The 15446-nt window shown below is 57.5% G+C and carries 14 protein-coding genes; 9 read left to right on the top strand and 5 right to left on the bottom strand.

Annotation, left to right across the window (positions count from 1 at the left end):
• Positions 1-10: 10 nt before the first annotated feature.
• From ACTF5F_RS04630 to ACTF5F_RS04615, 4 genes are all read right to left on the bottom strand, one after another.
• Positions 11-598 (bottom strand): sugar O-acetyltransferase, encoded by a 588-nt coding sequence (locus tag ACTF5F_RS04630; RefSeq protein ID WP_438955713.1) that lies wholly within the window; start codon positions 596-598, stop codon positions 11-13.
• 23 nt (positions 599-621) lie between these two features.
• On the bottom strand, positions 622-1218 hold the full coding sequence (locus ACTF5F_RS04625) for a LysE family translocator (protein WP_438955712.1): 597 nt from the start codon (positions 1216-1218) through the stop codon (positions 622-624).
• The gene (locus tag ACTF5F_RS04620; RefSeq protein ID WP_438955711.1) at positions 1208-2248 is read right to left on the bottom strand and encodes an aldo/keto reductase; all 1041 of its coding nucleotides are present in this window, start codon (positions 2246-2248) and stop codon (positions 1208-1210) included. The genes ACTF5F_RS04625 and ACTF5F_RS04620 overlap by 11 nt, the downstream gene beginning before the upstream one ends.
• 380 nt (positions 2249-2628) lie before the next feature.
• Entirely contained in the window at positions 2629-2844 is a 216-nt protein-coding gene (locus tag ACTF5F_RS04615) for a DUF1127 domain-containing protein (RefSeq protein WP_438955710.1), read from the bottom strand.
• Positions 2845-3064: 220 nt separating this feature from the next.
• Here ACTF5F_RS04615 and ACTF5F_RS04610 point away from each other — a divergent pair, with 220 nt between their 5' ends.
• The 9 genes from ACTF5F_RS04610 to murD all read left to right on the top strand — a co-directional run bounded on the left by ACTF5F_RS04610 (position 3065) and on the right by murD (position 14260).
• Positions 3065-4141, top strand: coding sequence for an Mrp/NBP35 family ATP-binding protein (locus tag ACTF5F_RS04610; RefSeq protein ID WP_438955709.1), 1077 nt, complete (start codon positions 3065-3067; stop codon positions 4139-4141).
• Between the two features lie 963 nt (positions 4142-5104).
• A complete protein-coding gene (locus ACTF5F_RS04605; RefSeq protein WP_438955708.1) occupies positions 5105-5599 on the top strand; it encodes a division/cell wall cluster transcriptional repressor MraZ in 495 nt (164 codons plus the stop codon).
• 9 nt (positions 5600-5608) lie between these two features.
• Complete coding sequence (gene rsmH, locus ACTF5F_RS04600; protein ID WP_438955707.1) at positions 5609-6592, top strand: 16S rRNA (cytosine(1402)-N(4))-methyltransferase RsmH; 984 nt, start codon at positions 5609-5611, stop codon at positions 6590-6592.
• Positions 6593-6952 (top strand): cell division protein FtsL, encoded by a 360-nt coding sequence (ftsL, locus tag ACTF5F_RS04595; protein WP_438955706.1) that lies wholly within the window; start codon positions 6593-6595, stop codon positions 6950-6952.
• Positions 6949-8733 carry a peptidoglycan D,D-transpeptidase FtsI family protein gene (locus ACTF5F_RS04590; protein ID WP_438955705.1) on the top strand — a complete coding sequence of 595 codons (1785 nt, stop codon included), beginning with the start codon at positions 6949-6951 and terminating at the stop codon, positions 8731-8733. The genes ftsL and ACTF5F_RS04590 overlap by 4 nt, the downstream gene beginning before the upstream one ends.
• A gap of 24 nt (positions 8734-8757) precedes the next feature.
• Complete coding sequence (locus ACTF5F_RS04585) at positions 8758-10251, top strand: UDP-N-acetylmuramoyl-L-alanyl-D-glutamate--2,6-diaminopimelate ligase (protein WP_438955704.1); 1494 nt, start codon at positions 8758-8760, stop codon at positions 10249-10251.
• Complete coding sequence (locus ACTF5F_RS04580) at positions 10248-11663, top strand: UDP-N-acetylmuramoyl-tripeptide--D-alanyl-D-alanine ligase (protein WP_438955703.1); 1416 nt, start codon at positions 10248-10250, stop codon at positions 11661-11663. Before ACTF5F_RS04585 ends, ACTF5F_RS04580 begins: the two co-directional genes overlap by 4 nt.
• A 27-nt stretch (positions 11664-11690) precedes the next feature.
• Positions 11691-12773: a phospho-N-acetylmuramoyl-pentapeptide-transferase gene (gene mraY, locus ACTF5F_RS04575; RefSeq protein WP_438955702.1), complete on the top strand. Its 1083-nt coding sequence runs from the start codon at positions 11691-11693 to the stop codon at positions 12771-12773.
• 86 nt (positions 12774-12859) lie between these two features.
• Positions 12860-14260, top strand: coding sequence for a UDP-N-acetylmuramoyl-L-alanine--D-glutamate ligase (murD, locus tag ACTF5F_RS04570; RefSeq protein WP_438955701.1), 1401 nt, complete (start codon positions 12860-12862; stop codon positions 14258-14260).
• Here murD and ACTF5F_RS04565 read toward each other — a convergent pair.
• Positions 14257-15438, bottom strand: coding sequence for an NAD(P)/FAD-dependent oxidoreductase (locus tag ACTF5F_RS04565; RefSeq protein WP_438955700.1), 1182 nt, complete (start codon positions 15436-15438; stop codon positions 14257-14259). The two genes, murD and ACTF5F_RS04565, sit on opposite strands and share 4 nt — an antisense overlap.
• Between the last annotated feature and the right edge of the window lie 8 nt (positions 15439-15446).

Below are 15446 nucleotides of genomic sequence, written 5' to 3'. Positions count from 1 at the left end.
TCCCGTTTGGTCACTCATCAACGTTTTTGAGGAACCGTGCGGGGTTGCCGACGACGACGGTGCTGGCGGGAACGTCTTTTGTGACCACCGCGCCCGCGCCAACCACAGCTCGCGCGCCAATCGTGACCCCGGGCATGATGATGGCACCTGCGCCGATCCATGCGTGATCGCCCACGGTAATGGGCTTTGCGATGTTTATAACGTCAAAGGGCGGGAATTGGTCGGGCTTTGGTTTGATCCGATCTTCGGACCTCAGTGGGTGTGTGGCCGTGATAAACTGCACATTTGGGCCAACTGCGACGTGATCGCCCAAGGTGATGAAATTGTCATCAAGAAACGTTGCCCCCTTGTTGACGTAACACCATTTGCCGAGCCGCACATGGCTGCCAAAGCTGATTTTGAAGGGCGGCTGGATGAGGGAGGGGCCATCCATCGCCCCAAAGACTTTGGCGAGGCTTTGGATCCACGCGAAGATGTCGGCCTCCGGTACCTTGTCCAGTTCTTCCTTTGCGGCAATCCCAGCCATCTGTTTGTCTAGTATCTCAGCGTCGGCACCGTTGTAGGGCTCACCTGCGAGGAGTTTTTCATATTCGGTCATATCGCTGCTCCTGTCATGTGTGATCACTCGATCCAGACCGGCACGAGGGTTAGCACCAAGAGGACTGCCATCGTCCAGTTGAATGTGCGCAGAAGAGAGGGGCGTGTCAGCAGCCGTTTCACCTGGGTGCCGAGCGTCGTCCAGACCATGATGGAGGGAAAATTGGTACAGGCGAACACAAACGCAACAGTCAGCGCGGGCCAGAGAACGCCGTCGCCTTGCGCATAGTTGGTGATGGCGAATATCGCCATGTACCACGCTTTTGGGTTGACCCATTGAAAGGCGGCAGCTTGTAGGAAAGTCAGCGGCTTGCCTTTTGCTTCGCCCTCGGACGGTGGGGCGGCATTCGCAATCTTCCATGCAAGATAAAAAAGGTAGGCGGTGCTGAGGACACGAAGGATGGTTTGCGCCACAGGGTATGTCACGAACAACTGGCCTAGGCCAAGGCCCACCATCGTCACCTGAAACGAATGCCCGATCGAGATGCCCAACATATGGGGCAGGCTGCGGCGAAACCCGAAGTTTGCGCCGGAGGCCATCAGCATGAGATTGTTCGGGCCGGGTGTGATCGAGCTCACGAAGGCGAAGCCGATCAGGGCGATCAGGATCTCATAGGTCATGGTGGCACACTAGGGGCCTTAGCGCGCTTTGCAACGGCAAAGGAGTTTGGTGCTGACGGGGTTTGTCGGCGGCGTCAGGATTGCGCACGATCATTGTTTCGATCTCTTTCATGACGTCCTTTGGCAGCGGGCCGTGGTCCACAGCACCAGCGCTGCCTGCGATCTGCTCCGGCGTGCGAGCACCCGGAATGGGGATGTTGAGATCGCTTTTGGCCCAGAGCCATCCGAGCGCACCTTGGACCAATGTGCGTCCGCCTGTTGTCAGCAACTCGCGGATTGCGTCCATCCGTGAGACGAACTCGGGGTTGGTGCGCCCGTTTTGGAAGTGTTGAAGCCATGCCTCACCAGCGGATCGTATATCGTCGGCGGGCAGGGTGGTGTCGCGTCCGTATTTCCCGCTGAGAAGGCCCATCGCCAAGGGGGATCGGTTCAGCGCATGAAGGTCGTGGCCCTCGGCAACTTGTCGTATATTCTGGGCATCGATTAGGACGTTGTCTGCGAATTCGACGGCTTTGAAGTGTTCCCGACCTGCCAGCGCAGTTGCGCGTTCGGGGAAGTCCGTGCTCCACCCATAGGCGCGCAGCTTGCCAGCAGTGACTAAGCGATCGCCTTCATCAAAAAGCTGTTCGGCTTCGGTAATCGGCGCTTCGTTAATATGCAGCAAAAGCAGATCGATGCGGTCGCGGTTCAGGCGACGAAGGCTGTCCTCTACGTCTGGGATGACCATAGCGACCTGGAAGGGATCACGAGAAAGTTGTTTCGTGGTCTCATCGATACTGACGCCGAATTTGGTCACAACGAGGGCTTCGGGTCGGTCGCGTAGTGCTTGGCCGAGCAGTTTTTCCGAATGGCCCGCGCCGTATGCCGCGGCGGTGTCAAAAAGCGTTATGCCGTGGTCCAGTGCGGCGTGGATGGTTGCAAGCGATGTTGTGTCATCGGAGCCTGTGTAGCCCAGCGACTTGGATCCAGCATACATCGCGCCGCCGATCGGCCAGCAGCCCATGCCCAGTGGCGTGATATTTGACCCCAAAAAATTTCATATTACGCCTCGAGATTGCGCTTAATCCAAGCAGCATAGGCAATGATGCGCGGGTGGGACAAGCTAAGGCACTCAGCCTTGGCGATAAAAAACGGCGATGCGCGGGAGGTGCGCATCGCCGTCCTTATTCCGATGGCCCCTCAGGGAGGAGGTAGAAGGACCATCTCTAGCAAAGCATCACCCTGGGAGGAGGTGGGGTTTCCGCTTTGACAGGGCACCTCAGGGAGGAGGAAGAGGTGCCGTGTTTGTCGATCTTTGGTTCAGGTCTTCCTGAACGTCCGACCTGTATTGGCGCGCCTCGCAATAAAGGGAGGAGGATGCGTGGCGCTAATTGAGCCTCTAAAGGGAGTAGGCGAGGCTCAAATTCTATTTCAGTTGCGGTAGGCTGCGTCGGACGCAACCGCAGGGATCATCGAGCGATGAATACCCAAGTCGGCGAGATCTTGGTCTGTCAGGCCTTGCAGTTCGTCCATGGTTTGACGGTATGCTTGGCGCTTCTTGGCAGTGGATGCCATGTTGACGCGAAAGCTTTTGAAACGTTCCCCGATTGAAACGCGTTTTGTGTAGGCTTCGGTTGCAAAAGTCATCTTATTACTCTCGTCTTAGCAGCAGTTTACTGTTCTGTTGACCAGATACTTAAGTCGTTTCTGCGGTTGCACAATGTAAGTTTCTGCATTGCGGCTATGCCTGGATTGCATGGCTCATGTCATTAAGTTGCCATACTGGCGCATAACGCCGCAGTTCTTGTCATTTATGGGCGGACCTGAAAGATAGCTCACAAATTATCCTCATACTCAGGAGCGAGAAATGGCGATCACGCGGGATGACATCCTGGCTGTCTTGTCGAAGGTCACATTGCCGAATGGCCGTGACTTGGTGGCGGCGGATATGATCCGCGCCCTTTCTGTAGAGGGGTATGCAGTCAAGTTTGTGATTGAAGCGCCGTCGGCAGAGGTCGCGGCGCAACTGAGCACTGTGCGGGATGCGGCAGAAGCGGCTGTCAAAGACATGAACGGTGTGGCGTCAGCATCTGTTGTGTTGACAGCGCATGCGCCCGCCGCACCTAAGCCACAAGCGCCGCCATCGTTGAAGGTTGGGCGTCACCCGACACCGCAAGAGGGGCCTGCGCCGGTCAGTGGTGTTGATCGCATTCTGGCCATTGGCTCCGGCAAAGGGGGGGTGGGGAAGTCGACTGTCTCTTCCAACCTTGCTGTGGCTTTGGCGAAAGAAGGGCGGAAAGTCGGACTTTTGGATGCGGACATCTATGGCCCGAGCCAACCGCGGATGATGGGCGTCAAAAAGCGCCCCGGCAGCCCGGATGGGAAGCGGATCATTCCTTTGCAAGCGCATGGCGTCACAATGATGTCGATCGGGCTGATGGTTGACCCTAACAAAGCTGTCGTTTGGCGTGGGCCGATGTTGATGGGCGCCTTGCAGCAAATGCTGGGGCAAGTGGAGTGGGGCAAGCTCGATGTGCTCATCATCGATTTGCCGCCGGGAACGGGCGACGTGCAACTCACGCTGTGTCAGAAGACGCAGCTGACAGGGGCCGTTGTGGTGAGCACGCCTCAGGATGTTGCGCTGCTCGATGCGCGCAAAGCGATTGATATGTTCAATTCGTTGCGCACGCCGGTGCTGGGATTAATTGAAAACATGTCGATGTTTCATTGTCCTAACTGTGGGCATGAGGCGCATATCTTTGGTCACGGCGGTGTCGCCGCCGAAGCTGAGAAATTGAATGTCCCCTTCTTGGGGGCGCTTCCGATTGATCTTGAAACGCGCGTGGCGGGTGATGCGGGGACGCCTATTGCCGCTGGGAATAGTGCGATGGCGGAGTCTTATCGGAGTTTGGCCAAGCGGTTCATAGAGGGCGGGTTAGCTTAAACCGCGCTAAGGATCAGTAAGCAGCACAAAATCGTCGAGGTCGACGGTGTCGCGGGTAGCATATGTGCCGCCGATAGGATCAGCATTGAACAAACCATGCACGTTGCCGGATGAATTCTAGACGATAACAGGCGGTTTGTTTTCGGCATGACTCTTCATGCTATCGACCATTGCCGTATATCTGCGTCTGCTGTCGCTGATGCAGAGTAATATAGACAAGACCGCAAACACCGCGGTCGCTAATCAAACAACCTTCAAAACACGTTACCTTTACCCGCCGTCCGTTAGATGTCGCTGAGGTGAGAAATTAAGTCAATTCTTGGGCATCCGCAAAACGGTGTGTTTTCAGATGTGGATTAAAGGCGTTTTGGGCCAATGTCGGCGCTTATGGGAAAACATGGAATCAATGCGGATTTCTCCAGTACCTGGCAAGCGATTAAAGGGATCGAGCACTGAATTTGGTCCGATTATGTGAGATACAGGGGGCTGGACGCCCTGTAATTGCAAAAAACTGGGATTTTCTGGACTAGTGTGCGCTTCTGATAAAATGTCACTACATATAGGCGTGTAATTGCTTTCTTGGAATACATATGGTGGTGGTATTGAGCGTTACTTGTTCTTTAATTTGCAATCAGACCCGTTCTTTCCCAAAAAGTTCCATAAATTCCCAAAAAAACTATTGATCGGTAGGTTTTGGCGTGGCATCAATCTTCTACGGTAACAGCGGGCACTCACAAAACGGGGCGCAAAAGAACCCCAACCGGCAAAAGTCAGGTTTCATACAGGCTCCCGAATTTACCGCACAAAGGATCCGGCGCGCGAGCGAGCAGACATCCCCCCAGGTGGCGCGCGCAGCTGGACTTCGTCCGAAAGGGCTGGAGCGGCGGATTGAGCAGTGGCAGCAGCTCAATCCGCCTTTTCCGTTAAGGCAGTTGAGAATTTGGACTGGGCAGAAAGGGTAACGTGACTTTAGGGTTCACAGGCGAATACACCCAGAAGGTGGACAGCAAAGGCCGCATGAGCGTGCCTGCTGATTTTCGTCGTGTGCTCGAAGCAGGGGACCCAGACTGGACCACGGGATTGCAAGCAGGGCTTTACCTTCTGTACGGCGATCACCTGAAAGAGACGCTACACGCCTATACGGTCGAAGAATTTCGCAAGACGATGGCCGACATCAATGCGATGCCGAAAGGCGATCCGAATAAGCGTGCTTTGTCGCACCTGATTATTGGTCAATCGATGCGCTTGGATGTTGATAAGGACGGCCGCGTCGTGATGCCGCTGAAACAGCGCGAAAAGCTGGGCATCAAGGATGGCGAGCTGTTTTTCCGTGGCATGGGCGATCATTTTGAGATCTGGAAGGCCGAAACCTTCCACGCCACCATCGGTGCAACCCTTAACGATTGGCTGGCTGACAAGCCGGACGACTTCGATCCGCTCAGCCTGCTTGGAACGTAGGGGGTGCCAATGTCAGCTGCCCGCATTGACGTATCCAACGACCCTCATATCCCTGTGCTCATCGGGCCGCTGATCAAGGCGGTCTCGCCTGTTTCTGGGGTTTGGCTCGATGGCACCTTTGGGAATGGCGGCTACACCCGCGAATTGCTGGCAGCAGGCGCCGATAAGGTGATCGGTGTCGACCGTGATCCGTTGGTGTTCGAGATGGCCCAAGACTGGGTTGCCGAATACGGCGATCATATAGAGCTGGTCGAAGGCACGTTTTCCAAACTTGATGAATATGCCTCCGACCTAGACGGGGTCGTCCTGGACCTCGGGGTGTCGTCGATGCAGATCGACATTGCGGAGCGTGGGTTTTCTTTCATGCGGGACGGGCCGCTTGATATGCGGATGAGCCAGTCTGGTCCCTCGGCGGCTGATCTGGTGAATGAAAGCGAAGAAGGCGAACTCGCTGATATCATTTACCTTTATGGGGAGGAGCGCGCGTCGCGCCGGATTGCAAAATCCATCGTTGCGAACCGTCCGATCACCACGACGCTTGAGTTGGCGAAGATTGTGGAAAGCTGCCTTCCCCGCGCGAAACCCAATCAATCGCATCCGGCCACGCGCACCTTTCAAGCGCTGCGGATCGCGGTGAACAACGAATACGGTGAGCTTTACGAGGCGATGATGGCGGCGGAGCGGGCTCTGAAACCCGGTGGCCAGTTGGCCATTGTCACCTTCCATTCGGTCGAGGATCGGATGGTCAAACGCTTCTTTCAAAAGCGCAGCGGCAGTATGGCCAATGCCAATCGCTATGCGCCTGAAACACACCAAGATGAAGCCGCGTGGACGCTTGCCTCTCGCAAGGCGATTGCGGCGGATGAAGACGAACTAAAAATTAACCCGCGGAGCCGATCGGCGAAACTGCGGGTCGCGAGGCGGACGTCGGCAGCAGCGGGAAGAGTTGCGCCGAAAGACATCGGAATGCCGGTGCAAAAAAAGGGCAGGTAAATGCGGGGCGTACTTTACGTACTTGCGGCTTTAGCGGTCATCGGGCTCGGGTTTTGGGCCTACACGGAAAATCACAAAACGCGCGAAGAGGTGACGCAAGCCCGCGTGCTGCATTCGCAAATTGGTGCGGCGCATGAGCGGCTGAACATGCTTCAAGCGGAATGGGCCTATTTGAACCGGCCAGACCGCCTGCGCGATTTGGCTGAGTTGAACTTCGATCGTCTTGGATTGTTGCCGCTGATGCCGGATGCCTTCGGCGATACGGACAACATTATCGATCCGAGTCCAGAGATTCTGCCAATCATCAATCCGATTGATGTGAGCTCTGTTCCGCAAAGCACGGAAGAGGATCCCCTATGATCCGGACCCCGCTGCGCCCCCTTGCCACGGTTCTGCGTGCCCGCGACGGGGGGCATGATCCTGCGCTGATTGAGGCGGCGAATAAGCGCCGCCGTCATGAGGCGATGCGCGACAAGGCGCGGTTGCGTGCCGAGGGGCGTTTGTTGGTCATGGCAGCGATGTTCTTTTGTGCTTTTCTCACAATTGGCCTTCGCATGGGCACATTGGCAACCTCTGAACCGGAAGAGCCGCGCGCCTCCGTCTCCGGCAACCCAATTATTGGTCAACGTGCTGATATTGTTGACAGAAATGGTCGTATTCTTGCGACTAATCTACAAACTTACTCGCTCTATGCACATCCGCAGGACATGATTGATCCGATTTATGCGGCGGCAGAACTTGTACATATCTTTCCTGAGCTGGATGAAGAGAAACTTCTCGAAAATTTCACCAGCGACCGGAAATTCCTGTGGGTTCGCAAGCAGATTAGCCCTGAGCAACGCCAAGCGGTACATGACATTGGTAGCCCCGGATTGCTGTTTGGCCCGCGCGAAATGCGGCTCTACCCGAACGGCCCGATTGCGGCGCATGTTTTGGGTGGCGCGAGCTATGGCCGAGAGGGCGTCGCAAGTGCAGAGGTGATCGGCGTTGCGGGCGTTGAGCGTCAGTTTGATGCGCTCCTGCGCGACCCCGCGAACGAAGGTGCTCCGCTGGAACTCTCGCTCGACCTGACCGTGCAAGCGACAAGCGAGCAGGTGCTGGCTGGCGGCATGTCGTTGATGAACGCGAAGGGTGCGACCTCCATCCTGATGGACATTCATACGGGCGAAGTGATTTCCCTCGTGTCTTTGCCGGACTTTGACCCCAACAGCCGACCGGCTGTTCTGACCGAAGGCGATCAGTCCGACAGCCCGCTATTCAACCGCGCGGTTCAGGGTGTCTATGAACTGGGATCGACCTTCAAGATCTTTACGATTGCTCAAGCCATGGACCTCAACGTCGTCAATCCGAACACGATGATTGATACGACGGGGCCGCTAACGTGGGGCCGTTTCAAGATCCGCGATTTCCGCAACTATGGGCCGGAGTTGTCGACGACGGATGTGATCGTAAAATCTTCCAACATAGGCACCGCGCGGGTGGCGATGATGATCGGTGCGGAACGTCAGCGGGAATTCTTGGACGGGCTTGGGTTCCTTGAACCGACCCCGATTGAGATGATCGAGGCGCCTACCGGCAAACCGCTGTTGCCGAGGAATTGGTCGGAAATCTCAACGATGACAATCTCTTACGGGCATGGACTGTCCTCATCACCGCTGCATTTGGCAGCGGGATATGCGTCGCTTCTGAATGGTGGGACGCGTGTGGAGCCGACGCTTTTGAAGCAGGATGCCCCACAGCAAGGGGAGCGGGTCGTGCGCGAAGCGGTCAGCCGCCGCGCATTGGACATGCTGCGCCAAGTTGTTGTGCGCGGCACCGCGTCCTTTGGTGAGGTTGAGGGATATGAAGTTGCGGGCAAGACGGGGACCGCCGACAAGCCGTTAGAGCGCGGTGGCGGGTATTACGAGGATAAGGTCATCGCGACATTTGCGAGCGTCTTCCCAGCCAGCGACCCGAAATACGTGCTGATCGTCACCATGGACGAGCCGGTTGAAACGTCCGGCGATGAGCCGCGCCGCACCGCCGGTTGGACCGCCGTGCCAGTTGCGGCAGAGATGATCCGCCGTGTCGCACCCCTGCTTGATCTCCGGCCAGAAGTTGAAACGATTGAACCCATCGGTGTAACACTGACCTCAAACTAAGCTCCGAACGGCACGAGGGCGGGCATGAGCAAAACATCTTCATTGGCGGAACTGGGGCTGACGGCCCAAATGGGCCGCGAAGCGCAGGTGCGCCACATCACCGTTGACAGTCGTGAGGTTGGTCCAGGCACGCTTTTTGCGGCATTGCCGGGTGCTAATGTGCACGGCGCGAAATTCATTGGCACAGCAATTGCGGCTGGTGCATCTGCGATCCTGACAGATGCGGATGGTGCAGAGTATGCGAAGGACGATCTGGCGAAGGGGGATGTGGCGGTCATTGTTGCGCAAGACTCTCGTCAGACACTGGCGCAGACCGCGTCCCTCTGGTTCGGGGCGCATCCCGCCACGGTCGTTGCCGTTACCGGCACGAATGGAAAAACCTCCGTCTCCACCTTCACGCGCCAAATTTGGGAGGCTATTGGTCTTGCCGGTTTGAATTTGGGAACAACCGGGGTGGAGGGAGCGTGGTCGCATCCGCTGAACCACACGACGCCGGAGCCGATTACGTTGCACCGCGTGCTTGCTGAAGCGTCAGACCATAACGTCACCCATGTCGCGATGGAGGCATCGAGCCACGGCCTCGACCAGCGGCGGTTGGATGGGGTGATGCTGACGGCGGCTGGGTTCACGAATTTCACGCAGGACCATCTGGATTACCACGAAACGTTCGAGGCGTATTTTGACGCCAAGATGGGCCTTTTTGCCCGCGTATTGGCGCTGGACGGTGTGGCGGTCATCAATCTTGATGATCCGAAAGGGTCGGATGTCGCTGCGATTTGCGAGGCGCGCGGGCAGGAGATCATTGGCGTGGGTTGCACGGAAGCGGCCCGATTGCGCCTGCTGGCGCGCCGGTTTGATGCAACAGGGCAAGATGTGCGGTTTAATTGGCAAGGCAAGCCGTTTCAGACTCGGTTGAACTTGATCGGTGGCTTCCAAGCCGACAACGTGCTGTTGGCCGCAGGACTTGTCATCGCGGCGGGTGCGGCACCGACGGAAGTGTTTGAGGTGCTTGAGACCCTGACAACTGTGCGCGGCCGTATGGAATTGGCGGCGACCCGTGACAATGGCGCGGCGGTTTTTGTAGACTATGCTCACACACCTGATGCTGTCGCCACGGCGCTGCAAGCGATGCGCCCACATGTCATGGGCAAGATTGTTGCCATTGTTGGGGCGGGTGGAGACCGTGATACGACAAAGCGCCCCTTGATGGGGGCGGCTGCCGCGGAACACGCGGATCTGGTGATTGTGACGGATGACAATCCACGGACAGAAGAGCCAAGCAGCATCCGCGCGGCCGTGACGGCCGGCGCGGTCCAGCAGGGCGGGGCGGAAGTTGTTGAAGTCGGGGACAGGGCTGAAGCCATCCTACGCGGGATCGATGCTTTGCAAGTGGGTGACGCGCTGTTGATCGCGGGCAAAGGCCACGAGAGTGGGCAAATTTTTGGTGACAGCGTGCTGCCGTTTGATGACGTCGAACAGGCGAGCGTGGCAGTTGCCGCACTTGAGGGACGGATATGACGCTCTGGACCGCTGCGGAGGCGGCGAAGGCGACGGGGGGAACGGCCACGACCGATTGGGTTGCAACGTGCGTGTCAATTGATACGCGGACGCTGCAACTAGGTGATTTGTTTGTTGCGTTGAAAGACGTGCGCGATGGCCATGATTTTGTGGCACAGGCTCTTGAAAAAGGGGCCGCAGCCGCGCTTGTTACCCACCGACCGGAGGGGGTGGCAGAGGATATGCCGCTTTTGATTGTTGATGATGTGTTGCTCGCTTTGGAGGATTTGGGCAAAGCCGCACGTGCCCGCACGAGGGCTAAGGTCGTTGGTATCACAGGCTCCGTTGGTAAAACGTCGACCAAGGAAATGTTGCGGGAGGTGTTGTCAGCCCAAGGGAAGACCCATGCGGCAGAAGCGTCTTACAACAACCATTGGGGCGTGCCGTTGACGCTCGCAAGGATGCCCGCCGACACTGAGTTTGCTATCATCGAGATTGGCATGAGCAATCCCGGTGAGATTGCCCCTCTCGCACGGATGGCTGCGCCCGATGTTGCCATGATTACGACCGTCGCTGCCGCGCATTTGGAAGCCTTCAACGACATCGCAGGGATCGCGGCTGAAAAAGCATCCATCATCGACGGGATAAAGGCAGGCGGTGCGGCGGTGCTGAACGCCGATATCGAAACAGCGTCGATCTTGGCAGACAAAGCGTCCGATGCTGGCGCTGCGGCAATCTGGTTCGGGGCAACAGGTGTGGATTGGGAAATCACCAACGTCCGCCTGTCTGACGACAAGACGATGATTGCCGCCAAGCATGGGGACGAAGACTACCTCTTCAAACTGTCAGTTGCGGGTCGGCATTTTGCATCGAACGCGGTTGGCGTTTTGGCTGTGGCGGAGGCTTTGTGCGCTGATCCGATGCAAGCCTCCCTAGACATCGCGCGCTGGGTGCCACCATCTGGGCGCGGCTCGCGGGAGGAGGTCACGCTCGACCCCGCCAATTTGGATGAGGTGATCTATCTCATTGATGATGCGTTCAACGCGAACCCGACCTCCATGACAGCCTCCTTTGAAATCCTCGCCGCTGCCACACCGGTGGACAATGTCGGGCGGGTCGTGAAGGGGCGGCGGGTCGCCATATTAGGGGACATGCTGGAACTGGGGCCGAAGGAGATGGAGATGCACGCCGCTTTGGCGGGCGATCAGAACCTTCTTTGCGCGGATATTGTGCATTGCTCTGGACCGCGCATGAAACAACTGCATGACGCACTTCCCGAAGAAAAACGCGGCCTGTGGTCCGAGCAGGCGTCAGAGCTCGCAGCGCGATCAAACGCGCTTGTCGATGCGGGTGACGTTGTGTTGGTGAAGGGATCAAAGGGAAGCAAAGTCAGCTTGGTCGTTGACGCCATCCGCAAACTCAGGCAAGCCTAAAGGCAATAAAAATAAGGGCACAGGCACATGCTATATTGGTTGACCGCGATGTCAGACGGCGGCGATTTCTTTAACCTCTTTCGATACATTACGTTTCGGGCGGGCGGTGCATTCTTCACATCGTTGCTGTTTGGCTTCTTCTTCGGGGTGCCTCTGATCAACGTTTTGCGCCGCAAGCAGGGCAAGGGCCAGCCGATCCGCGAAGATGGGCCTGAAACCCATATCGCCAAGGCTGGTACGCCGACGATGGGCGGGTTGCTGATCGTTGGGGCGTTGCTGGTCAGCACCCTGCTTTGGGCGCGCTTGGACAATGGATTTGTGTGGCTCGTGCTTTTTGTCACAATGTCCTTTGGCTTGATCGGCTTTGCCGATGATTATGCCAAAGTCTCCAAGCAAAACACGGCCGGCGTGCCAAGCAAAGTCCGCCTTGCCCTTGGTTTGCTGATTGCGGCGATCGCTGGATATTGGGCGACACAGTTGCATCCCGTTGACCTTGCTGGACAGCTCGCCGTGCCGGTCTTCAAGGATGTGCTGCTGAATCTTGGCATTCTGTTCGTTCCTTTCGCCATCATCGTTATCGTCGGTGCTGCGAATGCGGTGAACCTGACAGACGGCTTAGACGGTTTGGCTATCATGCCTGTGATGATTGCCTCCGGTGCGCTGGGCATTATTGCCTACTTCGTCGGACGCGTGGACTTCACCGCAAGCTTAGGCCTGCATTACGTGCCGGGCACGGGCGAACTGCTGGTCTTTGTGGCTGGTCTTATAGGCGGCGGTTTGGGCTTTCTTTGGTACAACGCGCCCCCTGCCGCCGTCTTTATGGGCGATACAGGATCACTTGCTTTGGGCGGTGCGCTGGGCGCGATCGCCGTGGCGTCAAAGCACGAGATTGTCTTGGCCATCGTCGGCGGGCTTTTCGTGGTGGAGGCGCTGTCCGTCATTATTCAGGTGCTCTATTTCAAAGCGACGGGTCGGCGGGTGTTTCTGATGGCGCCAATCCATCACCACTATGAAAAGAAGGGATGGGCCGAGCCGCAAATCGTCATTCGGTTTTGGATCGTGTCGCTCATCTTGGCGGTGATCGGATTGGCAACGTTGAAGGTACGCTAGGCGGCCAACATGTGCGGCGTGGCCTCTTGCATCGGCATATCTTCATCGGCAGTCTGCACTGAACATGGGGTGAGGACTGAGGCGCGATGATTCCAGTTCAGGGATATGCAGGGCAGACGGTCGCTGTTTTAGGGCTGGGCCGGTCAGGTCGGGCGGCGGCATCGGCGTTGGAAGCTGGCGGCGCGCATGCGGTTGTTTGGGACGATGGCGCGGACGCGCAGCAGGCGGCCGCGGAAGACGGGTTTTATCTTCGCGATTTGGGCAAAGATGGTGCGTTTGACGGTGTTGCGGCGCTGATTGTCTCCCCCGGGATTCCGCATCTTTATCCTGCGCCCAATCTGGTCATTGCGAAGGCATGGGAGGCGGGTGTTCCCGTTGACAATGATATTGGCCTTTTCTTCCGCTCCTACGCGACAGCAGATTGGGACAATTTTGAAACGACGCCCAAGGTGATCGCGGTCACAGGATCGAATGGGAAATCCACGACGTCGGCGCTCATCCATCATATCCTCGTTGAAAACGGCCGCCCTGCGCAATTGGCGGGCAACATTGGGCGCGGGGTGTTGGATTTGGAGCCAGCCCAAGACGGCGAGGTCGTTGTGTTGGAGTTGTCTTCCTATCAGACCGACCTTGCCCGCGCGATGACACCGGACGTGGCCGTGTTCACGAACCTCTCCCCAGATCACTTGGATCGGCATGCGGGGCTTGGCGGGTATTTCGCGGCCAAGCGCCGGCTGTTTGCCGAAGGTGGGCCGGATCGGGCTGTCATCGGAGTGGATGAAGATGAAGGGCGGCATCTGGCCAATCAACTCTCTGACGGGTCCGATGATCGTGTCCTGCGGATTTCTGCGGTACGCAAGCTCGGTGGTTCCGGATGGAATGTCTTTGCCAAGAAGGATTTCTTGGTGGAAACACGGAAAGGGCGGCAGGTGGCCTCTATCGATTTGCGTGACATCGCTGGGTTGCCGGGTGCGCACAATCATCAGAACGCTTGTGCCGCGTTTGCAGCCTGTCGCACATTGGGGATCGGTCCGCGCGGGATCGAGGCCGCGCTCAGAAGCTATCCGGGCCTGCCGCATCGGTCACAGGTTGTGAGTGAGGCGCACGGCGTCCGCTATGTGAACGACAGCAAAGCCACCAATGTTGATAGTGCGTCTAAGGCGTTGCAGGCGTTTGACAAAATCCGTTGGATTTGTGGCGGATTTCAGAAAGATGGCGGGCTGGAGGCGTTGCTGCCGCACACAGGCTCCGTTCAGAAAGCCTATGTCATTGGTCGGGAGGCAGCCGATTTCGCGCGTCAGTTGGCGGGTGTTGATGCGCAGGTGTGCATTACGATGGAGGCGGCTGTGGCTGCCGCACATGCTGATGCCCAGGCGGGAGAGGTTGTGCTTTTGGCACCTGCGGCGGCGTCCTTTGACCAATACGACAGTTTCGAGAAACGCGGTGAGGACTTTACGTCGTTGGTGAAAGCGGCGCTGGGCGGCTAAGCAGGCTTGGCTTGGATCGCTTGTCCGGCGACCCAGCCCGATGACCACGCCCATTGGAAGTTATATCCGCCGAGCCAGCCTGTCACATCGACAGCTTCCCCAATGAAGTAGAGGCCAGGGACCGCTTTGGCTTCCATCGTCTTCGAGCTGAGATCATCCGTGTCAATCCCGCCGAGGGTGACTTCGGCCGTGCGGTACCCTTCTGACCCAGAGGGGGTCAGTTGCCAGCGGTGCAGGTGGGTTGCGATCTCGGCCAGTCTCACGTCCGAGCAGTCGGCAAGGTTGCCGGAGAGATCCCAAGCCTCTGTCAGATACTGCGCCAAACGGGCGGGCAGGTGTTGCGCCAGGACCGTCGACAGGGCCTTGCGGCTATCGGTTTGGCGTTGGGATTTTAGAGCGGTGAAGAGGTCGGTGCGTGGTGCGCAATCAACCTCGATCGCTTCCCCTTCGTGCCAGTAAGAAGACGCTTGCAGGATCGCGGGGCCAGAAAGACCGCGATGGGTGAAAAGTGTGGCTTCTTCGAAACTGTTGGCGTTGGCAGAAACTTTGCTAGGCAGTGCAACGCCGGCAAGGGCTTTGAAACGTCCATCGGTAAATGTCAGCGGGACCAAACCGGGACGCGGTGTGATGAGACGGAGGCCGAACTGCTCCGCAATTTGATAGGCAAGACCTGTCGCGCCCATTTTGGGGATCGATTTGCCGCCTGTGGCAACGATCAGGTTTTGGGCCGTGACCTCATGGGTCTGCCTGTCTTTCGACAAGGTGACTTTGAAGTCACCGTCATGCTGGACGGACGTAACCTCTGTTGAGAGCCAAAGCGCCGCCGCTGCTTGCTGCATCTCCGACCGAAGCATCGCGATGATGTCTTTCGCGCTGGTGTCGCAGAACAGCTGGCCTAGTGTCTTTTCGTGATAGGCGATCTTGTGGCGCGTTACGAGGTCGATGAAATCCCATTGTGTGTACTGGCTGAGCGCAGATTTTGCGTAATGCGGGTTCTGAGACAGGAAGTAATCTGGTGCGGCATAAAGGTTGGTGAAATTACACCGCCCGCCGCCGGAAATGCGGATCTTCTCACCCGGGGCCTTTGCGTGATCGACAACCAAGACCGACCCGCCGGAATGAGCGGCGGCCATCATGCCAGCGGCACCGGCACCAATTATGAGCGTGTTGACCTGCATGCGTCACC

The sequence above is a fragment of the Cognatiyoonia sp. genome, assembly GCF_965661665.1.
Taxonomy (GTDB): domain Bacteria; phylum Pseudomonadota; class Alphaproteobacteria; order Rhodobacterales; family Rhodobacteraceae; genus Cognatiyoonia.
Note: the sequence above shows the minus strand (reverse complement) of the source record. Positions and strands in the feature narration are given on the sequence as shown.